The following is a 25,588-nucleotide window of genomic DNA, read 5'->3' on the forward strand; positions in this document are numbered from 1 at the left end:
CAGGTCTCCCTAAGCGTCTGGAGTCGTCGGTTCGGTCTGGATGTCCGCCTCCGGAGTGCCGGGCTCGGCACCTGCGGCGGTGGGCGACGCGGTCACGGTGCTCGTCGCGGTGGCCAGCAGTTCCTGCTCCCACTCGGCGAGCGGCTCGGCGGCCTCAGCGTCCGGCTTGTCGCCGTCGCGGCCCACGCCCGCGCGCGCCTGCAGGCCCTCGGCGACCGCGGCGGCGATCACCTTGGTCAGCAATGCGGCTGAGCGGATCGCGTCGTCGTTGCCCGGGATCGGGTAGTCGACGAGATCGGGGTCGCAGTTGGTGTCGAGGATCGCGATGACCGGGATGCCCAGCTTGCGTGCCTCGCCGACGGCGATGTGCTCCTTGTTGGTGTCGACGACCCACACGGCCGAGGGCACCTTGGCCATGTCGCGAATACCGCCGAGGCTGCGCTCGAGCTTGTTCTTCTCGCGGGTCAGCATCAAGATCTCTTTCTTGGTGCGGCCCTCGAAGCCACCGGTCTGCTCCATCGTCTCGAGTTCCTTGAGACGCTGCAGCCGCTTGTGCACGGTCGAGAAGTTGGTGAGCATGCCGCCCAGCCAGCGCTGGTTCACATAGGGCATGCCGACCCGGGTCGCCTCTTCGGCGATCGACTCCTGCGCCTGCTTCTTGGTGCCGACGAACATGATCGTGCCGCCGTGCGCGACGGTCTCCTTGACGAACTCGTACGCCTTGTCGATGTAGGTCAGCGTCTGCTGCAGATCGATGATGTAGATGCCGTTGCGGTCGGTGAAGATGAACCGCTTCATCTTGGGATTCCAGCGGCGGGTCTGATGCCCGAAGTGGGCGCCGCTGTCGAGCAGCTGTTTCATGGTCACAACAGCCATGAGTCCATGGTTCCTTTTCGTCGGTTGATGCCAGCGTCGGGTGACGCCTGGCCCTGGTGCCCGCTCGGAATGCCAGACCCGTCTCGGACAATCCGAGTCGGGACCGACGGCATCCGGGTTACGACCTAGTGGAACGGGCCGTGGTGCAGACACGCGAAGTCAGCCCGCGCAAGCGAGCTGCGGTTAGCAGTTTACACCGGGTGAGGGCGTGCTTTTGCACAGCGACCGGTTCATCCCCAGGGCGGCACGACGGGCCTGGTGCCGGTGCGGCCGTCGCGGTGAGCTGGTCGGATGCGGTGGTCTGCGCTGGCGGTGGTCACGCTCGTCCTCGGGTTGGCGGGGGTGGCGCCCGCAACAGCCGAGTCCGGCCGGTTCGCTTGGCCACTGCGGCCACGCCCGGAGGTGACGCGGGTGTTCGACGCCCCGTCCCCGAACTGGACGCCCGGGCATCGCGGTGTCGATCTGGCTGGCAGCGCTGGTCAGCGAGTGCTCGCCGCGGCCGAGGGCGTCGTGGTGTTCGCAAGCCAGCTGGCTGGTAGGCCCGTCGTGTCGATAGCGCACCCCGGCGGCCTGCGGACCAGCTACGAACCGGTGCGGGCGACGGTGAAGCCGGGGCAATCCGTCGATCCGGAGACCGTGATCGGGGTGTTGGAGGCCGGGCATCCCGGCTGTCCGGTGGCCGCGTGTCTGCACTGGGGCGCGATGTGGGGTCCCGCGTCGCGGGCCGACTACGTCGACCCGCTCGGTCTGGTGGTCACCACCCCGATCCGCCTCAAACCCCTCGGCGGTGGTTGATCGACTTCCGCAAGCGACCGTGTTTGCACACGACACGCCGTCGAGAGGTGTGCATTTAGCGGTCGCTCGCGGCGGTTAAGCGCGCGGGTGCGCCTGGTCGTGGACCGCCCGCAGCCGTGCGACCGTGACATGTGTGTAGAGCTGCGTGGTGGCCAGCGTCGAGTGCCCGAGCAGTTCCTGGACGACGCGCAGGTCCGCTCCCCCTTCGAGCAGATGCGTTGCGGCACTGTGCCGCAGACCGTGCGGTCCGATGTCGGGCGCACCGTCGACCGCGGCGACGGTCTGGTGCACGACGGTGCGCGCCTGCCGGGGGTCGAGCCGGCGACCGCGCGCACCCAGCAGCAGGGCCGGTCCGGAACTAGCGGTCACCAGCTGAGGCCGACCGTCGCTCAGCCAGGCGGCCAGCGCTGCTTGCCCCGGCTCGCCGTACGGCACCGTGCGTTGCTTGTCGCCCTTGCCGGTTACGCGCAGTAGCCGCCGCGAGGTGTCGACGTCGTCGACGTCGAGCCCGCACAGCTCGCTGACGCGAATTCCGGTGGCGTACAACAACTCCACGATCAACTGATCGCGCAAGGCCAGTGGATCGCCTTGCTGCGCACCGGATTTCGCAGCTGCCATCGCGTCGAGCGCCTGATCCTCGCGCAGGACGGCCGGCAGAGAGCGGCGGGCCTTCGGCACCTGAAGCCGGACGGCCGGATCGGTCGCCAACACGCCACGGCGCACCGCCCATGCGGTGAAAGTCTTGATCGCGGACGTGCGCCGGGCCAGCGTCGTGCGCGCCGACCCGGATGCGGCCTGTGTGGCCAGCCACGACCGCAGTACCGGCAAGCTCAGAGCGGTCACTCCTTCGTCGCCCCGCTCGGCCATGAACGCGGACAACGACCGCAGGTCTGCGAGATAGGCGCGACGGGTGTGCTCGGAACGACCTCGTTCGAGCGCGAGGTACTCGTCGAACTCCGCCAGGACTGCGTCCACCGCCCTACCGTCGCAGAGCACCGACGGGTGTCTAGCCGACGCGCCGCAGTGTGTCCGGAGTGAGATCGGCCAGCGTGGGATAGCCGTCGACCGCCATCGTGAGGTCGGTCTCGGCGAGCAGGGAGCGCAGCACGTGGACGACGCCGTCGACACCGCCCAAGGCCAGCCCGTACGCGTAGGGCCTGCCGACTCCGACAGCGGTGGCGCCGAGGGCCAGCGCCTTGACGATGTCGGCGCCGCTGCGGATTCCGGAGTCGAAGAGCACCGGCAGACCGTCGGCCGCCTCCACCACGCCGGGTAGGCAGTCGATGGCCGCGAGCCCGCCGTTGGCCTGCCGGCCGCCGTGGTTGGAGCAGTAGATCGCGTCGACGCCGCCGTCCTTGGCCCGGCGCGTGTCGTCGGGGTGACAGATGCCTTTGACGATGAGGGGCAATTCGGTCAGCGACCGCAGCCACGGCAGGTCGTCCCACGTCAGCGGGTTTCCGAAGAGGCTGACCCAGTGCAGGACCGCGGCTTGCGGGTTCTCCTCGGGCGGCTGCGCCAAGCCGGCGCGGAACACCGGGTCGCTGGTGTAGTTGGCCAGACACTTGCCGCGCAGCTGCGGGAAGTTCGACGTCGACAGGTCGCGGGGACGCCAGCCGGGCACCCAGGTGTCGAGGGTGACGACGATGCCTTTGTATCCGGCGGCTTCCGCGCGGTTGACCAGGCTTGCGGCGAGTTCTCGGTCGGTAGGCGTGTACAACTGGAAAAAGCCTGGGGTGTCACCGAATTCGGCGGCGACGTCCTCCAGCGGATCTTCGGTCAACGTCGAGACCACCATCGGCACACCGGTGCGCGCCGCGGCCCGGGCGGTGGCCACGTCGCCGTGGCCGTCCTGTGCGCAGATGCCGATCACGCCGATCGGGGCCATGAACACCGGCGACGGCAGCGTCAGTCCGAACAGGTTTACGGACAGGTCGCGGTCGCGGGTGGCGCGAAACATCCTCGGCATCAGGCCCCAGTTGTCGAACGCGGTCCGGTTGAGCCGTTGCGTCCGCTCGTCACCGGCGCCGCCGGCGACGTAGGAGTACACCGACGGCGGCATCGCCGACTCGGCCTTGGCCTCCCAATCCGCGAACGTCATGGGCATCGTCGGCACGACACCGGACAGACCTTGCAGGTAGATCTCGAACTGGTAGTTACCGAACGTCATGCCGCCCCTTCGCCTTCTACCTGCCGACTTACAGCCGCAGTCGAAGACTGTAGCTCCCGGATCTCCGTGTGCCACTCACCAGGGCACCGTCCATTGTGCGGTAGAAAGCGCAGCGGCCGCCGGCGTAGCAGTCTTGTGGTGGAAACGGTTGTGTCAGAAGCGCTTCGCCACGCCCGGCGGCGTGTCCGGTTCGGAGAACACGCGACGCCGGGCGGGCCTGTCCTCGACTAGTTCGCCGGCGGCTCGATGTCGGTGCCTCCGTTGGATGCCGTGGCGCTGTAGCCGTTGTTGCCGTCGCTCAATGAGCCCGCGTAGGCGTTGGTATCAGTGCCGTCGACGCTGTTCGTACCGGTCGCGGTGTTGTTCGTATTGCTGCTGCCTCCAGCCCCGGCCGCGGCGGTCATCGTCGCGTCGTTTGCGGTGTTGGTTACAGACGCATTGTTGCCGCTGTTGTTGTCGCCGTTGGTGCCGGCGTCGGCCACGAGGCCGAAGTCGCCGGTGCTGCCGCTGTTCGTGGCAGTGGCGGTGTTGTTCGTGTTGCCGTTGCCGCTCACGCCGGCCCCGGCCAGGACAAAGCTGTCGCTGCTGCCCGTATTGGTGGCGGTCGCGACGTTGCCACTGCTGTTGCTGCCCGGATCGCCACCGAACTCCGGTGTCGTGCCGCCGCCGGCGAAGGCGAAGGTGTTGTCGCCGGTGGCTGTGGCGGTGTTGTTGGTGTTGTTGTCGCCGAAGGATCCCGCGCTCGCCAGGTTGTTGTCGCCGGTGGCGGTCGCGGTGTTGTTGCTGTTGCCCGTGCCGTCAGCGCCTGCGTAAGCGGCGCTGTTTTCACCTCTGGCGGAGGCGGTGTTGTTGTTGCTGCCGGTGCCGGAACCCGCGACAGCGGTGCTGTTGTCACCGTTGGCCTTGGCCTTGTTCTTGGCGCCGCCGGCCGCCGTCGCATTGGCACCATCACCGGTGGCGGTGGCGCTGCTGTTGTTGCCGCTGTCCACGCTCGCTGTAGCGCCGTCGCCTCTGGCCTTGGCTTTTGTGCCGGTGCTGCCTTCCGGGGTGAAGGCGGTCGCGGTGCCGCTTCGTTTCTTCTCCACACCGTTCTTGGAAACGGCCACGTTCTTGGCTGGCTTGGGCGCCGCCTGCGCGGACTCCCCGGTCGACGAGCTCGTGTCATCGTGCGGCTTGGCTGCAGCCACCCACGGCGTCGAGGTCAGCCCGACGCCGATGCCCAGCGCGACCGCTAGCGCGCCGACGCGCCCGACGTACTTTGCGTTTGCCATGATGATCCCCCTAATGCCCCGAATACTGTTTGTCGCGAATGCGGACACAAACAGTATTGGCAGCGGCGCAACCCGGGATCAAGGGACTTCCGTCACTTTTTTGAATTTGCTGCGTCGATCATTCGGTCGTGAGCGCGGCCGGGTCTAACCCGCCTCAGTGCCGGCTTCGGCCTTGGCCAGTTCGGCCTTCCACTGGCGAAACGTCTCCTCCGTGCGGCCTCGACGCCAATATCCGGAAATCGACGACGCCCACTTGGCCGGGACGCCGCGTTCCTTGCGGATGTAGGGCCGCAGGTTGTGCATAACCGTCTGCGCCTCGCCGTGGATGAAGACCTGCACCTGCCCTGCCAGCCACGGCGTCTCCTTGACCGCGGCGATCAGCGGCGCGTTGTCGCCGGCCACATCCTCGGGTACCAGGTCGGCCCGGCCGCCGCGGTAGATCCAGCGCACCTCGACGCCGTCGGGCTTCTTCAACGGGACCTCGTCGTCGGGGCCGGCGACTTCGATCAACACGGTGCCGATCGCGTCGTCGGGCAACGCCTCCAACGCAGCGCTGATCGCCGGTACCGCCGCTTCGTCGCCGGCCATCAAGTGCCAGTCCGCGGCCGGGTCGGGCGCATACGCGCCGCTGGGCCCCATCAGATAGGCGGGTTGACCGGGAGTCGCGGCGGCCGCCCACGGTCCGGCGACACCGTGCTCCCCGTGGACCACGAAGTCGATGTAGATCTCGCGGCGCTCGGGATCGACGTGATGCACGGTGTAGGTGCGCACGGTCGGCCGCTGCTCCGGCGGCAGCGACGAGAAGCTGTCCAGGGTCAGCGGTTGCGGCAGGCCGGCCACGTCGATGGCCGGGTTCACGATCGCGATCTTCACGTAAGCGTCGGTGAACTCGTTCGGCGTGAAGGTGTCGAATCCCTCCCCACCGAGCACGAGACGGATGAGATGCGGTGTCAACCGCTCGGTACGCACCACCTCGAAGGTGTGTATCGGACGCCCTGCCACGTGATCCTCCAAACTCCTGCCGACCAGATCATTAGTCGGTCTTATCGACTATACGAGCGGATGAGCCTGACCAGGGCGCTACGTCGTGCCGCCTTGCGGCCGGGCCGCCAGCTTCCACCGGCCGTCCCGGCACACCAACAGGCCGCAGAGTTCGAGGCTCGCGAGCGGACCGAGCACCTGACGGGCCGGCAGGCCGGAGGCCACCGCGATCTCGTCGGCGGTGCGCCACCCGCGGCGCGGAAGCGCGTCGTACACCCGTTTGTCGGCGTCGCTCAACCTGTCGAGTCACCAGGCGCGCTCCCTCCCGGAGCAGCGCGTGGCATCCGACGGATGCCGACGACGTGACCGGTCCGGGCACCGCGCACACCACGCGCCCGAGCGCGCGCGCCCAGGCCGCGGTGTTGGCCGCACCACTGCGAGCGCCGGCTTCCACGACCACGGTGGCACCGGCCAGCGATGCGACCAGTCGGTTGCGGGTCAGGAACCGGTGGCGCGCGGGCCGCACGCCGGGCGGATATTCACTGAGCACCAGACCCCGCTCCGCGACCCGTCGCAGGAGCGACGTATGTCCTGCCGGATACGGGACATCGATGCCGCCGGCGAGCACCGCGACGGTCAACCCGTCGGCGGCCAGGGCCGAGCGGTGCGCCGCCCCGTCGATCCCGTACGCGCCGCCCGACACCACCGCGACGTCGCGTCCCGCGAGCCCGGCGACCAGATCGGCCGCGACGAACTCTCCATACGCCGTCGCGGCTCGAGTCCCCACCACGGCCGCCGCCCGGTAGGCGACCTCGTCGAGCGCCGCGCCCCCGACGACCCACAACGCCATCGGCGGATGGCCTTGCGGTCGCCGGTCGCCGATACCCCTGAACGCGGCGAACGCCAACAGTGGCCACTCTTCGTCGTCCGCCGTGACCAGTCGCCCGCCCAGCCGGGCCAGCACAGCGAGATCTTCTGCAGCACAATCGATATCGCGACGCGCCTCGGCGTGCCGATCGATTCGCTCTCCTGCTTCGCCGCGTCGCACCCGCTCTGCCGCCTCGACAGCACCGACCTTCGCCGCCAGCGCCGCCAGTTCCGGGCACGGCGGCTCAACCACCCGCGACAGATAGGCCCACGCCGAAGTCACTTCGTCGGTCATCGCACGTTCCCCCCTTGCCGGAAGCTCAGCGCCGCGGTCACGTCCTCGAGGTTCGGTGACGTCCTGCCTGCCAAGTCAGACAATGACCACGCGACCCGCATCGTTCGGTCCATCCCGCGGACGCTGAGCACACCGCGGTCGAGCGCGACGTGCAGCGGCTTCATGACCGCCGCGGGCAGCCGGAACCTTCGGCGCAGCAGCGAGCCACTGACTTCGGCGTTGGTGGAGATACCGTGCGGACGCCAGCGCGCGGCGGCAGCCTCCCGCGCCGCGGCGACCCGGCTGCGCACCGCTGCGGTCGACTCGCCGTCCTGCGCGACGATCGCACCCGCCCGCAGCGAATGCATCTCCACCCGCAGATCCACCCGGTCGATCAGGGGTCCGGAGAGCTTGCCGAGATAACGGCGCCTGTCGTGTCCGCTGCAGATGCAGTCACCGGGATTGGGCGGCGCGCACGGACACGGATTGGCCGCCAGCACCAGTTGGAACCGCGCCGGGTAACACGCGACACCGTCGCGGCGGGCCAGCCGAATCTCCCCGTCCTCCAACGGAGTTCGCAACGCCTCGAGGACGCTGGTGCCGATCTCCGCGCATTCGTCCAGGAAAAGCACCCCGCGGTGCGCTCGGCTTACCGCTCCGGGGCGCGCCATTCCGGTACCGCCGCCGACCATCGCCGCAACGCTCGATGTGTGGTGCGGCGCCACGAACGGCGGCCGGGTGATCAGCGGCGTGCTGCCTGACAGCAGGCCGGCCACCGAGTGGATCGCTGTCACCTCCAGCGCCTCGCCCTCAAGGAGTTGGGGCAGGAGGCCCGGGAGGCGTTGCGCCAACATGGTTTTGCCCACGCCGGGCGGACCGGTCAGCATCAGATGGTGCCCGCCGGCCGCGGCGACCTCGACCGCGTACTTGGCCTGGGTCTGACCGATCACGTCGGCGAGATCGGCCGCGGGCTCCTGCGGCGACGACGCTGACTCGATCCGCGGTTTGAGTGTGCCCTTGCCCTTGATCCAAGCCTGCAGCTGTCGCAGTGTGCGTACCCCGTACACGTCGATCCCGTCCACCAGACATGCTTCGGCGAGGTTGTCCATCGGCACGACCACCGCGGGCCATCCCTCGCGCTTTGCCGCCAGCACCGCCGGCAGCACGCCCTTGACCGGCCGCACCCGTCCGTCGAGCGCCAGTTCGCCAAGCAGGACCGTCTTTCCGAGCCGCGGCCACTGTTGCTTCTTTTCGGCCGAGAGCACCGACAGGGCCAGCGCCAGGTCGTACACCGAGCCCATCTTCGGCAGCGTCGCCGGGGAGAGCGCCAGCGTCAGCCGCGTCATCGGCCAGGAGTTGCCGCAGTTGGTGATCGCCGCACGGACCCGGTCGCGCGACTCCTGCAGGGCCACATCGGCGAGTCCGACGAGGTGAACTCCGGGCAGCCCTGCGGCGATGTCGGCTTCGATCTCGACGAGCTGCCCGTCGAGTCCGCGGACCGCCACCGAGTAGGCCCGTCCCAGTGCCATCAACCCACCCCCTGCAGGTGGGTGATCTCAGGCGTGCGCTGCCTGCCGATCCGCACACCGACCACGTCGATGCGGACCTGCGACCAGGCGGCGTCCTGCGCCGCCAGCCACAGCCCGGTGAGAAGCCGCAGCCGGCGCACTTTCCGGGGTGTCACGGCCTGTTCGACACCGCCGAACTGATCGCCGGTGCGGGTCTTCACTTCGACGAACACCGCGATTCGGGCCGCGTCGTCGGCGACGACCACATCCAGTTCGCCGTACCGGCATCGCCAATTGCGGTCGAGCACTCGCAGGCCGAGCGACCGTAGGTGTTCGACGGCGAGTTCCTCTCCCAAAGCGCCGATCTCGGCACGGGTCAACGGAGTCATGGCCTCACCCTGACGGTGCCGGCCGACACCTCACCGCAGTTCGGGTCTCATCAGCGCCAGTTATCCCCAACCGGCGATTCATCCCCAATCCGCGCAAATCCGGTTTCCCCCGCGTCAAAAAGCGGGTACTCGCCGGCATGGCCGACAAGTCATTGCAGGGCATCGCCGACCGCGCCACCGACAGTGACGCGTTCGAGTACACCGCGCGTGCCGGCTTTGCGATCAGCGGCGTGCTGCATCTTCTCGTCGGCTATCTGATCCTGCGGATCGCGCTGGGCTCGGGAGGCAACGCCGACCAGTCCGGCGCGTTGGCGACGCTGGCGCAGCAGACGGGTGGCGCGGTGCTGTTGTGGGTCGTCGCCGCGGGGCTGGCGGCGCTGGGCCTGTGGCGGATCGCGGAAGCGATCCTCGGCTCCAAACCCGGTGAGGGTGCGGGGCCGCACAACGACGACACCCCGGCGTGGAAGCGGGCGAAATCCCTGGGGCTCGCCGCGGTGAACGTCGCCATCGCGCTCTCCGCCGCGCGTTTCGCCATGGGCAGCGGGCAACAGAGCAGTCAGCAGAACGCCGGCCTCAGCGGGCAGATGATGGAATCCGGCTGGGGCAAGGCGGTGCTGATCGCGATAGGGCTGGGGCTGATCGCTGTCGGGGGCTACCACGTCTACAAGGGCGTGGCGAAGAAATTCTTCAAAGACCTGCGCGTCTCCGGCGGCACCGGCGTCGCCGCCGTCGGGATCACCGGCTACGTGGCGAAAGGCCTGGTGCTCGCCGGGGCGGGCCTGCTCGTCATCGTGGCCACGCTGCAAGCCGATCCCGCCAAGGCAACAGGACTCGACGCGGCCGTCAAGACGCTCGGACAGGCGCCGTTCGGCCGGATTCTCCTCGTGTTAGCGGCGATCGGAATCGCGGCGTTCGGCGTCTACAACTTCGTGCGCGCCCGCCACGGAAGGATGTGACTATCCGCCCATGGCGTCGAACAGTGTCGCGAACTGCCCGGGACTGACCGCAATCCCACACTGATCACGCATGCCCGTCAGCGGACCAACGATCCGCTGCAGGTCGAGGTACTCGTTCGGGTGAGCCATGAAGTACGCCCGCACCGCACCTTTCGCCTGCTCGGGCGGCTGGCTCGCCGCCGCGGTCAGCACATCGTTGGCGCCAGGATGCGCCTCGAGGTATCCGCCGGCTTGCGCGAGCACACCGCTGGCCGTGGTCGCCAGACCGCTCGCGGTGCACGGCGCCGCACCCGCCGTTGGCGCGGCGCACAACGCGCCGACCACGCCTACGGTAACCGCGCCGGCCAACACCGCTGCCCTGGATACGTTCATCCGTCCACCTCCGGTGTCCGCGCCGCGGGCCTCTGCCCCATCCCGGCAAACGTACCGCGCTGACGGACCCTGCGCGGGCGTGGCGGCGAATAACGGCCACACGAGACCGGGCGCCAGTGCCGAAAGGGTATGTTCGATTAGGTAAACCTCAGCTAAAGCTCTTGCGATCTGACCTGCACCGACGGCGAAAGGATCCTGTGAATGCGCGCACGGTGGAGGCGGATCGCTGCGCTGTTGTCGGTCTTCGCCCTGACGGCCTCCGCCACGGCTTGCTCGGGTTCGCAGGACAGCGACGAGTTGTTGATCTACAACGCCCAGCACGAGTCGCTGACCAAAGAATGGATCGACGCCTTCACCAAGGAGACCGGTATCAAGGTCACCTACCGCCAGGGGGGCGACACCGAACTCGGCAATCAGCTTGTGGCAGAAGGGAAAGCCTCGCCGGCCGACATCTTCCTGACCGAGAACTCGCCGGCAATGGCTGCCGTCGAGCGTGCCGGTCTCTTCGCCGACCTCGACCCGGAGACCCTCAACCAGGTTCCGCCGCAATACCGGCCGCCGGACGGCAAGTGGACCGGGGTCGCCGCCCGTACCACCGTGTTCGTCTACAACACCGCCAGGCTGCAACCCGACCAACTGCCGAAGTCCCTGCTCGACCTGCAGCAGCCCCAGTGGAAGGGCCGATGGGGTGCGCCGCCGACCAAGGCCGACTTCCAGGCGATCGTCGCGGCACTGCTCCAGCTCAAGGGCGAATCCGCGACCGCGCAGTGGCTGTCCGCGATGAAGGCCAACGCCAAGCTGTACAGCGACAACATCGCGACGCTGAAGGCCGTCAACGCCGGCGAGGTCGACGGCGGCGTCATCTACCACTACTACTGGTTCCGCGATCAGGCGAAAACCAAAGAGATGAGCGGCAATACAGCGCTGCATTACTTCAAGAACCAAGACCCCGGCGCCTTCGTCAGCTTGTCCGGCGGCGGGGTGCTCGCCTCCACCGACAAGATGGACGAGGCGCAGCAGTTCATCCGGTTCGTCACCGGCAAGGCCGGACAGGAGGTGCTCGAGAACGGCGCCTCGTTCGAGTACCCCGTGGCCAGCGCCGTGCCCGCGAATTCCGCGCTGCCCCCGCTGAACACGCTGCAGGCACCCAACGTCAACCCGTCGGAGCTGGATGCACAGAAGGTGACCGACCTCATGACGAAGGCTGGCTTGCTGTAGGTGGTCGCCGCCGCTCCTCCCGTTCCACCTCCCGCGGCGCCGCTGTCGCGGTCCGACAAGGCAGCCCGGCCGGGTCCGCTCGTTTCGGTGACGGTCGCCGTTCTCGTCGCAGCGACCTTCATCCCCCTCGGATACGTGGCGTGGGCGGCAGTTTCGGTCGGATGGACCCGTGCCTACGAACTGATCGTTCGTCCGCGTGTCGGGGAGCTGCTCGTCAACACGGTCGCGCTGCTCTTCATCACGGTTCCCCTGTGCGTGGTCATCGGAGTCGGCCTGGCATGGCTCGTTGAGCGAACGGATGTGCCCGGGCGTAGTGTGTGGCGCCCGTTGTTCGTTGCGCCGCTGGCGATTCCGGCGTTCGTCAACAGCTACGCGTGGGTCGGGACCATACCGTCGCTGCACGGGTTGTGGGCCGGGGTGCTGGTCACCACGTTGTCGTACTTCCCCTTCATGTACCTGCCGGCCGCCGCGACGTTGCGCAGGCTCGACCCGGCCGTCGAGGAGTCGGCGCGCGCGCTCGGATCGGACTCGGCCGGGGTCTTCTTCCGGGTCGTGCTACCGCAGTTGCGGCTCGCGATCCTCGGTGGCGCGCTGCTGGTCGGCGTGCACCTGCTCGCCGAATTCGGCGCGTTCGCAATGGTGCGCTTCGACACCTTCACCGTCGCGATCTTCCAGCAGTTCCAAGCCACCTTCGATGGCGCAGCAGGCAGCATGCTCGCGGGCGTGCTCGTACTGCTATGCCTGGCGCTGCTCACCGCCGAGGCAGCGGCCCGCGGCAACTCGCGGTTCGCCCGCATCGGCTCGGGAGCGCCACGCGCTGTGATGCCGATCCGGCTGCGGCACAGCATGATTCCAGCACTTGCGGCCCTACTGGCTGTCACGGGGCTGGCCCTCGGAGTTCCGGTGTGGACCATCGTGCGCTGGTTGTCGCTCGGCGGCGCCGCCGTCTGGGACATCGACGAGATCCTGCCCGCCCTCGGGCAGACGATCGGGTTGGCCTCGGCCGCAGCGGTTCTCACAACACTTCTCGCGTTTCCGGTCGCGTGGGTGGCAGTGCGCTCCAGCGGCTTCCTGGCCCGTGCAGTCGAGGGCGCCAACTACGTGACCAGCTCGCTTCCCGGCATCGTCACCGCGCTCGCGCTGGTGACCGTCTCGATCCACTTCGCCCGGCCGCTCTATCAGAGCGTGGCGCTGATCGTGTTCGCCTACGTCCTGCTCTTCATGCCGCGCGCGCTGGTCAATGTCCGGGCCGGTCTCGCCCAGGTGCCGACGAGCCTCGAGGAGGCGTCCCGCTCACTGGGCAGTTCACCGACGGCGACGTTCTTCCGCGTGACGCTACGGCTGACCGCGCCCGCCGCGGCGGCCGGGGCCTCCCTCGTCTTCGTCGCCGTGGCAACGGAATTGACCGCGACCCTGCTGCTCGCGCCGACCGGCACCCGTACGCTGTCGATGCTGTTCTGGTCGTTCTCCAGCGAATTGGACTACGCCGCTGCCGCGCCATACGCGCTGGCTCTGGTGCTACTCGCGATACCGGTCACGCTGCTGCTGTACCGGCAGTCGACGAAGGCGGCGGCGCTGTGAGCATCCTGCAGGCCCGCGGACTCGGCAAGTCGTTCAACGGACACACGGTGCTCGACCACATCGACCTCGACCTGCACGCGGGGACCATCACCGCCGTCGTCGGAGCGTCGGGCTGCGGCAAAACCACGCTGCTGCGGTTGATCGCCGGCTTTGAGAACCCCGACACCGGCACGGTGACCATCGCGGGGCGGCAGGTGGCCGGCCCGGCCGGCGCGATCGCGCCGCACAGACGAGCGGTCGGGTACGTCGCCCAGGACGGCGCGCTGTTCCCCCACCTGACAGTCGGCCAGAACATCGCCTACGGACTGACCGGTGCACGGCGCAGCGCCGATGTGCGCCGCCGGGTGAACGAACTGCTCGAAACGGTTTCGCTCGACCCGTCCTACGCCAAGCGCCGGCCCCATCAACTGTCGGGCGGTCAGCAGCAGCGCGTCGCCCTGGCCCGTGCGCTGGCCCGCAAACCGGCCGTGATGCTGCTCGACGAACCGTTCAGCGCACTCGACACGGGATTGCGCGCGTCCACCCGAAAAGCCGTCGCGGGCCTGCTCACCGACGCCGGCGTCACCACCCTGCTGGTCACCCACGACCAGGAGGAGGCGCTGTCCATCGCCGACCAGGTGGCGGTGATGCGCGACGGGCGATTCACCCAGGTCGGCCCGCCCCAGCAGGTGTACCGCGAGCCCAGCGACCACTTCACCGCGGCCTTCCTCGGTGACTGCATTTCGCTGCCCTGCACGGTCGTCGACGGGGTCGCCGAGTGCGCGCTCGGGCGAATTCCGGTGCACGGCGCCCAATCCCGCGCCGCGGGTCCCGCCACATTGCTGTTGCGGCCCGAACAGCTTGTCGCCACCGTGGTCTCGGACGCCGAGCGGCTCGACGGCACAGGCACTGTGCTGGCCGTCGAGTTCCTCGGCCACGACGTGCTGCTGACCGTGGATCCCGCCGGCGGTGCGGACCCGATCGTCGTGCGTCAGCACAGTCTCGATCCGCCTGCTGTCGACACGAAGGTGCACATCGAGGTGATCGGCAGCGGAGTCGCGTTGTGACGCAATCGCTTACCGACCATCTGCGCTCCTACGGTGACAACGTCGCCGTCTACACCGATACGCTGAAACTCACCTATGGCGACCTGGCCGACCGGGTGGCGGCCGCGGCATCCAGCTTCGGCCGCGGCCGACGGTTGATAGTGCTCGAGGCCCGCAACGACGTCGACACGCTGGTCCATTATCTCGGAGCACTGGCAGGCCGGCACGTCGTGCTTCTCGTGCCCGCGGGGCGCAACCACGATGCCGTGCTGCAGACGTACGACCCCGACACCGTCGTCGCCAATGGAGCCGTCCACCACCGACGTCTCACCGGCAAGCACCGATTGCACGACGATCTGGCCATGCTGATGTCGACGTCGGGCAGCACCGGCTCACCGAAGCTGGTACGCCTGTCGCGAACCAACCTGATCTGCAATTCCGAGGCCATCGCCGACTACCTCGGTATCGGCGAATCCGACGTCGCCGCAACGACACTGCCGCTCGCATACTGCTACGGGCTGTCCGTCGTCAACAGCCACCTGATCCGCGGCGCCGGACTCATCCTCACCGATCGCTCGGTGACCGACGAACGGTTCTGGCAGCTGTTCCGCCGCCACCGCGCAACCTCGTTCGCCGGAGTGCCCTACACGTTCGAACTGCTCGAGCGCACCGGTTTCGATGCGAAGGACCTGCCCCACCTGCGCTACGTCACCCAGGCGGGCGGACGGATGCCGGCCGAGCGGGTTCGTCGGTTCGCCGAACAGGCCCGCGCCGGCGGCTGGCAGCTCTTCGTGATGTACGGGGCCACCGAAGCGACCGCGCGAATGGCCTATCTGCCACCTGAGTTGGCGCTCGCGCGGCCCGAGTCGATCGGGCGCCCCATCACCTGCGGATCGTTCACCATCGAGCCGAGCGCGGACGGAGCCGGCGATGCGATCGGCGAACTGGTCTACCGCGGGCCGAACGTGATGATGGGCTACGCCCACGGCCCGGCCGACCTGGCTCTCGGGAAAACAGTGGAAGCACTGCACACGGGGGATCTGGCCCGCCGCGCCTCCGACGGGATGTTCGAGATCGTCGGACGCACCAGCCGGTTCGTGAAGATGTACGGCCTGCGCATCGATCTTCAGCGGGTCGAGTCCGCGCTGAGCGCCGACGGGATCACCGCGTTCTGCACGGACGACGGCGACCAGCTCGTGGTCGCGGCGACCGGCACACGCGCCGGAGACGTCCAACGCATCGCAGCCGACGTGGCCGGTGTACCGGCGTCGGCGGTCCGAGTCGTCACGGTCGACGAACTGCCGTTGCTGGCGTCCGGCAAGCCCGACTACGGCGCCGTGCGCGAGAAGGCGCGCCGGCACGACGGACATCCCGCGGCGAATCTGCGCGAACTGTTCGCCGACGTCCTGCATCTCGACCCCGCCGGCATCGACGCCGACGCCACCTTCGTCGACCTCGGCGGCAACTCGCTCACCTACGTCGCTATGTCGGTTCGGTTGGAACGCAAGCTCGGTCACCTGCCCGCCGAATGGCACCGGCGATCGTTGCGAGAACTCGAATCGGTCGTCAAACCCCAGAGGCGGCCGTGGGCGGCGACGCTGGAGACCAGCGTGGCACTGCGCGCCGCCGCGATCGTGTTGATCGTCGGCTCGCACGCCGGGTTGTTCGAGCTGTGGGGCGGCGCTCACCTGCTGCTCGGCATCGCCGGATACAACTTCGGGCGGTTCTGCCTGACACCGTTGCCGCGCACCGACCGAGTTCGCCACCTGCGCAACACCATCGGATGGATCGCGCTGCCGTCGGTGCTGTGGGTGGCGCTCGCGTTGTCGATGACCGACGACTACACCTGGACCAACCTCTTGCTGGCCAACAAGATTCTGGGCCCTCACGACAGCATGACCGCGGGCCGGCTGTGGTTCGTCGAGGTGCTGGTGTGGACGCTCGTCGCGTTGGCGCTACTGATGTGGGTTCCGGCGCTGGATCGCCTCGAGCGGCAGCGCCCGTTCGCCGTCGCTGCGGCGTTCCTGGCCATCGGCTTGGCGTTGCGCTACGACGTCCTGGGACTGGGTCTGGGCCGCGAAGCCTGGTTCACGATGCTCGCATTCTGGTTCTTCGCCGTCGGATGGGCGGCATCGAAAGCCGCGACGACCGGTCAGCGCGCGCTGCTGACGGCGGTGTTGGCGCTCTCCTTGGCCGGGTATTTCGACAGCCTCACCCGCGGGCTGCTCGGGTTCGGTGGACTCACACTGGTCATCTGGCTGCCGACGATCCGCTGTCCCGCCGCACTGACGGTCGCGGCCTGTGTCCTCGCCGAGGCGTCGCTGTACACATATCTTGTGCACTACCAGGTGTACGCGATGTTCAAGGCGCACCCCGGAATCGGAGTCGCCGCATCGCTTGCTGTCGGCATTCTGCTCACTCAGCTGGTGACAGCTCTACGGCGGCGGGTGCGGACCACTTCCACAGACGCGGTCAGGATTCCCGCTCCGCGATAAGGCCTTCTTGGGCCAACGTCGCGGCGACGACGCCGTCGGAGCGGATCAGGCTGGCGGTCACGACGCCGCGGCCTCGTGCCGCAGCGGGCGACGTCGATTCGAGCAGGTTCCACTGGTCGGCGGACACCGGATGGTGAAACCAGATCGACGAATCCGTTGTGCCGCTTCGGTGTGTGCGCGCCATCATCGAGTGGCCATGGACCTGCAGAGCGGGATCGATCATGTAGACGTCGCAGACGTAGACCGCGATCAAGGTGTGCAGCATCGGGTCATCCGGAAGCGGTACGGTCGCCCGCCACCACAGCCGGCGCACGAACCCACCGGCCGACCGGTCGTCGGCAATCCTGATGTCGAGTTCGTCGAGCGGCATGGACGGCGCCGGTCCGGCCGGGCCGGTCTGCGGCAGCGACTCCGGATCGTGCGGCATCGACTGTCGGCGCCCGTGCTGTGGGCCGCGAACGGGCAACGCGAAGGACACCGTCGCCGCCGTCAACAACCGCTGCTGCTGACGGGATTCGATCCGGCGGGCCGACGACGTCCGGCCGTCGAACACTCTCATCACGCGGTACTCCACGTCGTCGCCGGCTTCGCCCCCACGCAGGAACTGCAGGTGCATGCTGGTGGGCAACCGGTCGGCCTCGACGGTATGCCACGCAGCCGCCAGACTCTGCGCAACGAACTGACCACCGTAGGCGCGCTTTCCCTCCGGACCGCTTGCCGGACCGATCCAGGCGTCGTCGCCGCCGCCTCGCAGCTCGAGCAGGTCCAGCAGGCGGCTCACTCGGCGCGGCCCGTCGCCACACTGCCCGCCGCGACGAGTCGATCGATCTCGTCGGCCGACAGACCCAGCCAGTCGCTCAGCACACCGACCGTGTCGTCACCCAATGCCGGGGACGCGACAGCAGGCGCATACTGACCGTCGATCGAGATCGGCAGTCCGGCAGCCAGATACGTTCCGATGCGAGGTTGGTCGAGCGGGGTGAAGAGTGGGTTGTCGGTGACCCTTTTCTGGGTCGCCGCCTCGGCGAACGTGCGGTACCGCTCCCACAACACCGAGGTGCCCGACAGCGCAACGGTGATCTCGTCGGCGGTGTGCGCTGCAAACCACTCACCGAACAGACCCGTCAGCGCTTCGCGGTGCTCGAACCGCTGACCTTCGTCAGTGAAGTCAGCATCCAGCGTTTCAGCGAGTGCGGCAACAGCTTTCGTCGTCCCAGTGACTTCGGCGAGGTCGCGGAAGTGTCTGCCGGTCAGCGCGACGACCATGAACGAGACGCCGTCGCTGCTCAAGAAGTCCTGGCCGTACTGGCCGTACACCGAATTGCCGATGCGCTCACGCGCGGTGCCGTTGACCATCGCCTCGGTGAACAAACTGAGATTGCCCGCTGTGGCAAGAGCGACGTTCTCCAGTGGGATGCTGATCTGCTGGCCCTGCCCGGTTGCGTCCCGGTGCCGCAACGCAGTGACCACGGCCAGGGCGGTATAGATTCCGCACGCGACATCCCATGCCGGCAGCACGTGGTTGACCGGCGTCGCCAGTTCAGCCGGACCGGTGACCAGCGGAAAACCAATGCCGGCGTTGACGGTGTAGTCGACACCGGTGCCGCCGTCGGCGCGTCCGGAGACCTCGACGTGGATCAGATCGGGCCGCAAACGGGACAACGCCTCGTACGAATGCCATTCGCGCCCAGCAACATTGGTGATCAACACCCCGCTCTCGGCGATCAAGCGCTGAATCAGCGCCTGACCGTCACCGGCGCGGACGTCGGCGGCCACGGAACGCTTGCCCTTGTTCAGACCCGCCCAGTAGATGCTCTCACCGTCGGCAGTGACCGGCCAGCGGCGATAGTCGGCGGCGCCGCCGATCGGATCGACGCGAGTCACCTCCGCACCGAGTTGCGCCAGCGTCATCCCTGCCAGCGGGACCGCGACGAAACTGGAGATCTCGACGATGCGCACCCCGGCCAGCGGCCGCGTCACATCGGGCGTGTCGGTCATCGCCCACAGTCTAGGTGGCGGCAGCAGGGCCGCCGACGTCGCTAGCCCCTCGGCAGATCGGGCATCGCGACGCCGCAGCGGTCGCGGAAGTCGGCCGCGGGCTGCCGGACCGCCCTCAGCTCGTCGCGGACCCGAGGGTTCGCGTCGAAGTATGACTGGATCTCCGCGGACATCTGTTCCCGCGTTTTGCCTTTGAGGCCGGTGAAGAAGGCGTTGACGTCTGGATGCGTGAACAGGTACGAGGAGGTACCTGCGGACACACCGGACATCACACCGGACAGATCAGCTGCCGTGCAATTCGGCGGGTCGGCCGCAGCGGTCGCCTCGGCGCCGAAAAGCACGACGCCCGCGAGCACCCCGGCTCCGATTATTGTGCGTGAAAACAACATTGGCAGCTCCCTCTCCATGAGACCAATCTCCTAGCGTGGACCGACGACGGGCCGTCCCGGACGTCCGATATCTATGGGCGGCCTCGGGTTGAGGTCGATGTCGATGCCCCAATCGTCGCTGCAGTACCACGGGTCGGCGCAGTAGCCGGGATAGACGGGCCCGGCTTGCGGCGCGTCGGGCCCGCCTCCGCGCACTGTGCCCTGGGCGCACACGGTGGCAGCGCCCGCACTAGTGCACTCCGCCCAGGCGAGAGGGCTGCTCGCGACCCCGATCGCGCACAACGTCGCCGCAATTCCGACGACCAGGTAATGCTGTGAGAGTTTCACGGCCGCTCCCCTTTCTTGACAGAGGCGCTCCACCACCGCCGACGCTTCGGGCAGCACCGAGTGCAGGTATTCGCGCAGCGTAGATGTATTGACCGCCTATTTCGGCAAATCTGCCATATCGGGACGTTTCTCGCGCGCTGGCTTTCGCACCCCGGATAGCTCGGCCGTCGAAATCTCCCACGATTTGCACTCCGAAAACGAGGGTGACCTGTACAAAGCAAACCCGGTGCCCCGCCGCCCGACCGGTGCTAGTGTCCGGCCATCGGATTCCTCCGAAAGAGGCGTGTTATGCCACGAGATAATCAAGATTGGTCCAAGCCGGCCGCGATGGCGATCCCCGAAGAGGGGTACTTCGAACTCGAACGCGGCCGCTACGGTCCGCTGTTCCCCAAGACGCCAGCCTGCTACGGCTTCTCGATCATCGCCAAGGTCAAGGAGGGCCGCGAAGAAGCCGTCCGGGCCTACGGCAAACAGATCGAGGACGCCGTCGCGGGCAGTCCGGACGTCCTGGCGCCTCTGCGGCTGCATTACCTGAGGTGGCAACTGTTCGACGTGGGTTCTGGACTGCACTTCCAGTATCAGGGCATCTTCGACACCGACTTCGACAAATACACCGAGGACGCGGTGCAATTGTTCAGCCAGACCGGCATCACGACGGTGTTCACGAACCTCGAAGGCTTCCCGGAGGACTGGAAGGAGAACCCGGAGGCGTTCGTGAGATTTGTTCGGGAACACCAGGTTCCCAGCTTCCTGGAGTACGGCGAGTATCCCTATGTGACCGCCGACGAGATCAAGAAGGCGTTGCGGCTCAAGGCGGCGTTCTCCACCATGCTCGACCAGATGCAGTGACCGACGAGATGACCGTGGGCGACCTCGAACTCGACGACATCCAGCACATCCTGCTCACCCGAACTCCGGCCATCACCGGACGGTACGAATTCCTGACTTTCGACACGCCCGCGGGTGGCCGCACCTGGCTCACCGCACTACTCGACAAGGTCGAGTCCGCAGCGAGCGTGCCCGTGACAATGGAGACCACCCGGCGGTGGGTCACGCTGGCCTTCACCTGGACGGGGTTGCGCGCCCTGGGCGTACCGGAACAGTCGCTGCTCACCTTCCCCGACGCGTTTCGCGAGGGAATGGCTTCGCGTGCAGACATTCTCGGCGACTCCGGCGAGAACCATCCGGACAACTGGGTCGGCGGGCTGGCGAGCGACGAGTTGCATGCCATTGCCATCCTCTTCGCGCGCGACGACGAACAGTGCCGGATCTCTCTCGCGCAGCACGACAATCTGCTGACGCAGACCGACGGCGTGCGCAGCCTCTCGCATCTCGACCTCAACGCGACCCCGCCGTTCAACTACGCCCACGACCATTTCGGCTTCCGTGACCGGTTGTCCCAGCCGGTGATGAAGGGTTCCGGTGAAGAGCCGACGCCCGGCTCCGGCGCGCCACTCGAGCCGGGCGAATTCATACTCGGCTACCCCGACGAAGAAGGGCCGGTGACCAACCTCCCTCAGCCCGAGGCGCTGTCGCGAAACGGCAGCTACCTGGCCTACCGCCGGCTGCAGGAACACGTCGGCATGTTCCGCGACTACCTGAGAGCGAATTCGAAGAACGCAGAGGATGAGGAGTTGCTCGCCGCGAAGTTCATGGGACGCTGGCGAAGCGGTGCGCCGCTGGTTCTCGCACCCGACCAGGACGACCCCGAACTGGGCGCTGACCCGATGCGCAACAACGACTTCAACTACCAGGAAATGGACCCGTTCGGGTACGCATGCCCGCTGGGCTCGCATGCGAGACGGCTCAACCCTCGCGACACCGCCCATTTCATGAACCGCCGCCGGATGATCCGTCGGGGTGCGACGTACGGCCCCGCACTGCCCGACGGTGCGCCCGACGACGGCGTCGATCGCGGCATCGCCGCGTTCATCATCTGCGCCGACCTCGTGCGCCAGTTCGAGTTCGCGCAGAACGTGTGGATCAACGACAAGACGTTCCACGAACTCGGCAACGAACACGACCCGATCTGCGGGACGCAGGACGGCACGCTCGACTTCACCGTGCCGAAGCGGCCGATACGCAAGGTGCACAAGGGAATACCCGCGTTCACCACGCTGCGGGGCGGCGCTTACTTCTTTCTGCCCGGGATAGGCGGCCTGAGGTACCTTGCCACGCTGAAAGAGGCAGCATGACCACCGCCGCCCGCACGTACAACCAGGGCCACATCCCGCGCGGACACGACGGCCACAGGCGAATCAGTATCTACTGGGCGTGGAGCTACCCGTGGGAAGCGCAGCGCGACCCAGGCGAGATGTACAACCGGTTCTCCACCATGACCGAAGTGCGAAACGCGTTGTGGCCCAACTACGAAACCGTCGAATACGACGAGGCTCACTTCCTGCAGGGCATTGCCGGAACGCTGGAACTCTTCCACCGTTCGACACTGGCCTTCCAGGAGCTCGCCGGCGCGGCCACCGGCCACGCGGTAGCCGTGTTCCAGCGCATCGACCAAGCGGGTTACCCGCTACCGATCGACGAGCGGATCCTCGCGGACACCGACACGCTGATGGTGTTCGGTCTCGACCACATCCTGTCCCAACAGGAAGCCACCGCCGACGAGATCGAGGCGATCGAGCGATGGCTGCAACGGGAGGGCACCTGCCTGTTACTCGCCCCGCACCACGACGTCGGCTTCACCGACGATTTCGACCAGCGCCAGGTGGAGTTCGCACACCACGGCGATCCGCTGGTGCCGCGCCAGCAGCGGTTCGGCCAATACACCAGGTCGTTGATGACGGCGCTCGACGTCCCCGTGCACAACATCTGGGGGCTTCGGCCCGCAGTGGTCGAGGGCACCCGAGAAATAGCCCCGCTGAGCGGATTCCGCGATCTGGACACGGCGCGACTGCTCGACAATGTGACCACATTCAACTTCCACCCGCACCTACCCCACTACGAGTTGACCGCCCCTGAGAGCGAAAGCCTGCGCGTGCTGGGACGCCAACGCGTCGATCTGAACAGACCGCACCCGTTCACCGCCGCGGGAAATACCGAGTTCAACGCGCTGATCTGGATGCCGCCGACCGGTCGGCGTGCCGGTGACATCGTGCTGATCGATTCCACGCACTTCACGACGTTGTTCGGCGGCACCGACAGCCTGCGCAACCTCTGGCACAACCTCGCAACGATGCCGTCCGGCTGATCGCGACCTACACCTCACCGGGGCTGGTTGGACACCCCGGGGAACAGCTGCTCCGTCGGACCGGACGTCACGTAGCCGCCGAGTTTCGTCACGAGGTGTGGCGCGAAAACCGCGCCGTACATGAGATGTCCGGCGACGATGACGGCCGCGATGGACAGCAGAGACGAGCCGACACGGCTCGTCGACCGGCTGTCCGCCCACACTTCGATGGCGTTGCGGCCCGAAGCGTCGGTGCGCCCGAGAAGATAGGTGAACACCATCATCTGCAGACCCATCGCGATGGCGTCGTAGATCGGGTACTGGAACTTGCTTCCCTCGAAGATCGCCAGCCCCGGAATCACGTAGCCGTAGTAGAAGACACCGAGCCGTGGCCCGAAGAACCCGTTGAACAGCAGGGCCCAGCAGAATCCGACGAGGAGCCCGACGACGAGCAGCGTCTGGGGTCGGCGCCAGCCGAAGCGCCGGATCAGCCGGCGTCCGAGCGCGGCCCCGATCACGGCGGGCAGCACGAAGTACGCGATGTAACCGATCGGCACCGACGACGGAAGCCCTCCGCCCCAGGTCATGTTCAACGGCCACCACGACGGCATCCGCGGAAGCGCGGGCGGGAACTGGGCGTACATCGTCCAGTCGTAGGGTGCCTCGATCCACGAGAACGAGATGGCCGAGATGGACACGAGCAGCAGCGGGTGGATGCGGCCGCGCCGGATGCTCAGGTACACGCCGAACGCCAGGAACAGCACACCGCCGACGTAGGCGAAGGACAGTCCGGCGATCAACGCCGGTGTCAGCTCGGTGTTCATCGGTCGTGCTCCATGACCGCGTCATCACCACCGTTGCCGCGCGCTTCGGGGTCGAAGTACAGCACCAGGCCGAAGATCACGGCCATCAACCCGAACAGCGTTCCCAGCATGATGAGTTGACCCATGACACTGCCCCTTCCGCACCTCTACCGCATTAATAGTGGACACTATTACCCGGCGTGCGGTCAAGGGACGGCTATCGTCGGTTGCCATGCCCCAGCGACGTTCGTCGAAGAAGGGATCCGCCGGGGAGGCGCCCGGCGCGCGCAGGCCTCCCGGCGAGGCCCGGCGGCTCCTGCTCGACGCCGCGCGTGATCTCTTCGCGCGCCGCGACTATCGGAGCACGACGACGCGGGAGATCGCCGAGGCGGCCGGCGTCACGGAGTATCTGCTGTTCCGCCACTTCGGTTCGAAGGCCGGACTTTTCCGCGAAGCTCTCGTGCTTCCGTTCACGAACTTCGTCGACGATTTCGGCAATACCTGGCAAGCCGTCGTTCCCGAGGAGACCGACGAGGAGGAGTTGTCCCGTCAATTCGTCGGCCGGCTCTACGACGTTCTCATCGAGCACCGGGGCCTGCTGCTGACCCTTGTCGCCTCGGACGGGCTCACCGACGAGGAAATAGAAAGTGCCGGCATCGCCGACATCAGACGGGCACTGACGCTGCTCGGTCAGATCAGCGCCGAAGGTATCCGGCTGCGCGGATTGCGTTCGGAGCAGCCGGATCTGCCCGCACACTCGACGGTCGCGATGATCGTCGGCATGGTGGCCCTGCGTTCCACCTTCTTCGGCAACCGACCGCCGTCGCGTGAGGCGATCGTCGAGGAGCTCGTCCAGGCGGTGCTACACGGTTTCCTGCACCGGCCTTAACCGCCCGGCCCGTTGGGCCACTTGAGCAGTGAGCCCGCGTCGACGCGGATCTGCTGGCCGGTGATGTAGCGGCTGTCGTCACTGGCGAGGAAAACGCCGAGGTTCGCCATGTCCTCCGGTTCGATGTAGGGAATGGGCATCGCCTGGAAGATCGTGAACAGCGGTTCGGCATCCGCACGGGTGGCCTGCTTGCCCTCGGCGGTGAGGTCGGGACGGAACATGCTGTACATCCCGTCGTTCTGCAGCAGGTGAGTGTTGCAGTTCGTGGGGTGGATCGCGTTGACACGAATCAACCTCTCCGCCAACGCCATCGACATCTCTTCGACATACTCGATCAGCACCCGCTTGCTCCAGCCGTAACCCCTGCCACCGGGTCCCATGTTCGGGTTGTCCGTGGTGCCCCGGATCATCCCTGCCGTCGAGCCGGTGATGATGACCGACGATCCGTCGGGTAAGTGTGGAACCGTGACCGCGACGGTGTTCATCACGCCGAGCAGGTCGACGTCGGAGGCATCGACGAACGACATCGCGTCGTGCGGTCTGCCCATCGCCATCGGCAGTATGCCCGCGTTGGCGACGACGATGTCGATCTTGCCGAGGTCAGCGACGCCGGCTTCGACGGCATCCCGCAGTTCGTGGCGCTCACGGACATCGGCGATGCGCGCCACCACCCGTCGCCCGATTTCCTTGACCGCACGCTCGGTTTCGGAAAGATCCTCGGGTGTCGCGAGCGGATACGGGTTCGACGGGATGTCGCGGCAGATGTCGACCGCGATGATGTCGGCGCCTTCCCTGGCCATCGCGATCGCGTGCGCGCGGCCCTGGCCGCGAGCCGCGCCGGTGATGAAAGCGACCTTGCCCTCGAGCTTTCCGGTCATGTCGTTCTCCTGTAATCGATCAGCCGATCGGCGTGAACGTGATGTGCAGTTCGCTGAGCCCCCGCATGATGAAGGTCGGCTCGTAGGTGAAGTGGCGGTTGCCCGCCGGCACGACGGTGATGCTGCTTCCCGGTGCCTGCAACCGCGACGAACGGAAGTTCGCCGATGCCAACACATTCCGGCCTGACCGGGCAAACGTTCGCGAGCAGATCGCGTTCATCCGCGGTGTCCACTCGTGCCCCGGCGCCCCGCTCGCACGAGCGGAAGGCCGGATCTCGTTGAACAGGATTCTCGACCGGATGCGCGACATCACGATCTGCACCGAGCATCACGGGCCGGCGGGCA

At 67.4% G+C, this 25,588-nt stretch carries 25 protein-coding genes and 2 pseudogenes; 11 read left to right on the forward strand and 16 right to left on the reverse strand.

Annotated features, from left to right (window positions below):
• Positions 1-9 precede the first annotated feature (9 nt).
• Positions 10-876 (reverse strand): 30S ribosomal protein S2, encoded by an 867-nt coding sequence (gene rpsB / locus A5663_RS00530; protein WP_068142957.1) that lies wholly within the window; start codon positions 874-876, stop codon positions 10-12.
• A gap of 291 nt (positions 877-1,167) precedes the next feature.
• On the opposite strand from rpsB, the gene A5663_RS00535 reads away from it, so the two are divergent.
• Positions 1,168-1,671: a M23 family metallopeptidase gene (locus A5663_RS00535; protein WP_068142958.1), complete on the forward strand. Its 504-nt coding sequence runs from the start codon at positions 1,168-1,170 to the stop codon at positions 1,669-1,671.
• A 75-nt stretch (positions 1,672-1,746) separates the two neighbouring features.
• Here the strand turns inward: A5663_RS00535 and A5663_RS00540 are convergent, their stop codons facing one another.
• The 7 genes and pseudogenes from A5663_RS00540 to A5663_RS00570 form a co-directional block, all read right to left on the reverse strand.
• Positions 1,747-2,646, reverse strand: a complete 900-nt coding sequence (locus A5663_RS00540; protein ID WP_068142959.1) for a tyrosine recombinase XerC — start codon at positions 2,644-2,646, stop codon at positions 1,747-1,749.
• 31 nt (positions 2,647-2,677) lie between these two features.
• A complete protein-coding gene (locus tag A5663_RS00545) occupies positions 2,678-3,838 on the reverse strand; it encodes a lactate 2-monooxygenase (protein WP_068142960.1) in 1,161 nt (386 codons plus the stop codon).
• 227 nt (positions 3,839-4,065) lie between these two features.
• Positions 4,066-5,157 carry a hypothetical protein gene (locus A5663_RS00550; RefSeq protein WP_156744220.1) on the reverse strand — a complete coding sequence of 364 codons (1,092 nt, stop codon included), beginning with the start codon at positions 5,155-5,157 and terminating at the stop codon, positions 4,066-4,068.
• A gap of 96 nt (positions 5,158-5,253) precedes the next feature.
• Positions 5,254-6,111, reverse strand: a complete 858-nt coding sequence (locus A5663_RS00555) for a siderophore-interacting protein (RefSeq protein ID WP_068142980.1) — start codon at positions 6,109-6,111, stop codon at positions 5,254-5,256.
• 41 nt (positions 6,112-6,152) lie between these two features.
• Positions 6,153-7,252 (reverse strand): annotated as a pseudogene (gene dprA / locus A5663_RS00560) (DNA-processing protein DprA).
• Positions 7,249-8,760 carry a YifB family Mg chelatase-like AAA ATPase gene (locus A5663_RS00565; protein WP_068142962.1) on the reverse strand — a complete coding sequence of 504 codons (1,512 nt, stop codon included), beginning with the start codon at positions 8,758-8,760 and terminating at the stop codon, positions 7,249-7,251. Before A5663_RS00565 ends, dprA begins: the two are co-directional and overlap by 4 nt.
• Complete coding sequence (locus A5663_RS00570; protein WP_068142963.1) at positions 8,760-9,128, reverse strand: YraN family protein; 369 nt, start codon at positions 9,126-9,128, stop codon at positions 8,760-8,762. The genes A5663_RS00565 and A5663_RS00570 overlap by 1 nt, the downstream gene beginning before the upstream one ends.
• A 137-nt stretch (positions 9,129-9,265) precedes the next feature.
• Here A5663_RS00570 and A5663_RS00575 point away from each other — a divergent pair, with 137 nt between their 5' ends.
• Entirely contained in the window at positions 9,266-10,084 is an 819-nt protein-coding gene (locus A5663_RS00575; protein ID WP_068142964.1) for a DUF1206 domain-containing protein, read from the forward strand.
• On the opposite strand, the gene A5663_RS00580 is transcribed toward A5663_RS00575, so the two are convergent.
• Positions 10,085-10,456 (reverse strand): heme-binding protein, encoded by a 372-nt coding sequence (locus A5663_RS00580; RefSeq protein WP_068142965.1) that lies wholly within the window; start codon positions 10,454-10,456, stop codon positions 10,085-10,087.
• Positions 10,457-10,657: 201 nt separating this feature from the next.
• On the opposite strand from A5663_RS00580, the gene A5663_RS00585 reads away from it, so the two are divergent.
• From A5663_RS00585 to A5663_RS00600, 4 genes are read left to right on the forward strand one after another with little or no spacing between them, the layout of a single operon-like run.
• Complete coding sequence (locus tag A5663_RS00585) at positions 10,658-11,674, forward strand: iron ABC transporter substrate-binding protein (RefSeq protein WP_068142966.1); 1,017 nt, start codon at positions 10,658-10,660, stop codon at positions 11,672-11,674.
• On the forward strand, positions 11,675-13,255 hold the full coding sequence (locus A5663_RS00590; protein WP_068142967.1) for an iron ABC transporter permease: 1,581 nt from the start codon (positions 11,675-11,677) through the stop codon (positions 13,253-13,255). It begins immediately after the preceding gene.
• The gene (locus A5663_RS00595; protein WP_068142968.1) at positions 13,252-14,301 is read left to right on the forward strand and encodes an ABC transporter ATP-binding protein; all 1,050 of its coding nucleotides are present in this window, start codon (positions 13,252-13,254) and stop codon (positions 14,299-14,301) included. The genes A5663_RS00590 and A5663_RS00595 overlap by 4 nt, the downstream gene beginning before the upstream one ends.
• Complete coding sequence (locus tag A5663_RS00600) at positions 14,298-16,775, forward strand: AMP-binding protein (protein WP_068142969.1); 2,478 nt, start codon at positions 14,298-14,300, stop codon at positions 16,773-16,775. Before A5663_RS00595 ends, A5663_RS00600 begins: the two co-directional genes overlap by 4 nt.
• Here A5663_RS00600 and A5663_RS00605 read toward each other — a convergent pair.
• The 4 genes from A5663_RS00605 to A5663_RS22415 are packed head-to-tail and all read right to left on the reverse strand — an operon-like array spanning position 16,753 to position 19,489.
• Positions 16,753-17,556 carry an acyl-CoA thioesterase II gene (locus A5663_RS00605; RefSeq protein ID WP_068142970.1) on the reverse strand — a complete coding sequence of 268 codons (804 nt, stop codon included), beginning with the start codon at positions 17,554-17,556 and terminating at the stop codon, positions 16,753-16,755. The two genes, A5663_RS00600 and A5663_RS00605, sit on opposite strands and share 23 nt — an antisense overlap.
• Positions 17,553-18,773, reverse strand: coding sequence for a CoA transferase (locus A5663_RS00610; protein ID WP_068142971.1), 1,221 nt, complete (start codon positions 18,771-18,773; stop codon positions 17,553-17,555). Before A5663_RS00610 ends, A5663_RS00605 begins: the two co-directional genes overlap by 4 nt.
• Positions 18,774-18,814: 41 nt before the next feature.
• The gene (locus A5663_RS00615) at positions 18,815-19,159 is read right to left on the reverse strand and encodes a heme-binding protein (RefSeq protein ID WP_156744228.1); all 345 of its coding nucleotides are present in this window, start codon (positions 19,157-19,159) and stop codon (positions 18,815-18,817) included.
• A gap of 33 nt (positions 19,160-19,192) precedes the next feature.
• Positions 19,193-19,489: a hypothetical protein gene (locus A5663_RS22415; RefSeq protein ID WP_082973867.1), complete on the reverse strand. Its 297-nt coding sequence runs from the start codon at positions 19,487-19,489 to the stop codon at positions 19,193-19,195.
• A 288-nt stretch (positions 19,490-19,777) separates the two neighbouring features.
• On the opposite strand from A5663_RS22415, the gene A5663_RS00620 reads away from it, so the two are divergent.
• From A5663_RS00620 to A5663_RS00630, 3 genes are read left to right on the forward strand one after another with little or no spacing between them, the layout of a single operon-like run.
• Positions 19,778-20,338: a hypothetical protein gene (locus A5663_RS00620; RefSeq protein WP_068142973.1), complete on the forward strand. Its 561-nt coding sequence runs from the start codon at positions 19,778-19,780 to the stop codon at positions 20,336-20,338.
• 8 nt (positions 20,339-20,346) lie between these two features.
• Positions 20,347-21,684, forward strand: a complete 1,338-nt coding sequence (locus tag A5663_RS00625) for a peroxidase (protein ID WP_068142981.1) — start codon at positions 20,347-20,349, stop codon at positions 21,682-21,684.
• Positions 21,681-22,694, forward strand: coding sequence for a hypothetical protein (locus A5663_RS00630; protein ID WP_068142974.1), 1,014 nt, complete (start codon positions 21,681-21,683; stop codon positions 22,692-22,694). The genes A5663_RS00625 and A5663_RS00630 overlap by 4 nt, the downstream gene beginning before the upstream one ends.
• 14 nt (positions 22,695-22,708) lie before the next feature.
• Here the strand turns inward: A5663_RS00630 and A5663_RS00635 are convergent, their stop codons facing one another.
• Together A5663_RS00635 and A5663_RS23710 are read right to left on the reverse strand one after the other, a co-directional pair.
• Positions 22,709-23,497: a spirocyclase AveC family protein gene (locus tag A5663_RS00635; protein ID WP_068142975.1), complete on the reverse strand. Its 789-nt coding sequence runs from the start codon at positions 23,495-23,497 to the stop codon at positions 22,709-22,711.
• Entirely contained in the window at positions 23,494-23,622 is a 129-nt protein-coding gene (locus tag A5663_RS23710) for a hypothetical protein (protein WP_255396083.1), read from the reverse strand. Before A5663_RS23710 ends, A5663_RS00635 begins: the two co-directional genes overlap by 4 nt.
• A gap of 86 nt (positions 23,623-23,708) precedes the next feature.
• On the opposite strand from A5663_RS23710, the gene A5663_RS00640 reads away from it, so the two are divergent.
• Entirely contained in the window at positions 23,709-24,365 is a 657-nt protein-coding gene (locus A5663_RS00640) for a TetR/AcrR family transcriptional regulator (protein WP_068142976.1), read from the forward strand.
• On the opposite strand, the gene A5663_RS00645 is transcribed toward A5663_RS00640, so the two are convergent.
• Positions 24,362-25,243, reverse strand: a complete 882-nt coding sequence (locus A5663_RS00645) for a mycofactocin-coupled SDR family oxidoreductase (protein WP_068142977.1) — start codon at positions 25,241-25,243, stop codon at positions 24,362-24,364. The two genes, A5663_RS00640 and A5663_RS00645, sit on opposite strands and share 4 nt — an antisense overlap.
• A gap of 98 nt (positions 25,244-25,341) precedes the next feature.
• Between A5663_RS00645 and A5663_RS00650 the strand changes: the two are divergent.
• Positions 25,342-25,588, forward strand: a pseudogene (locus tag A5663_RS00650) (cytochrome P450); the annotation flags it as partial.

The sequence above is a fragment of the Mycobacterium sp. E740 genome (genome assembly GCF_001672895.1).
Lineage (GTDB): Bacteria > Actinomycetota > Actinomycetes > Mycobacteriales > Mycobacteriaceae > Mycobacterium.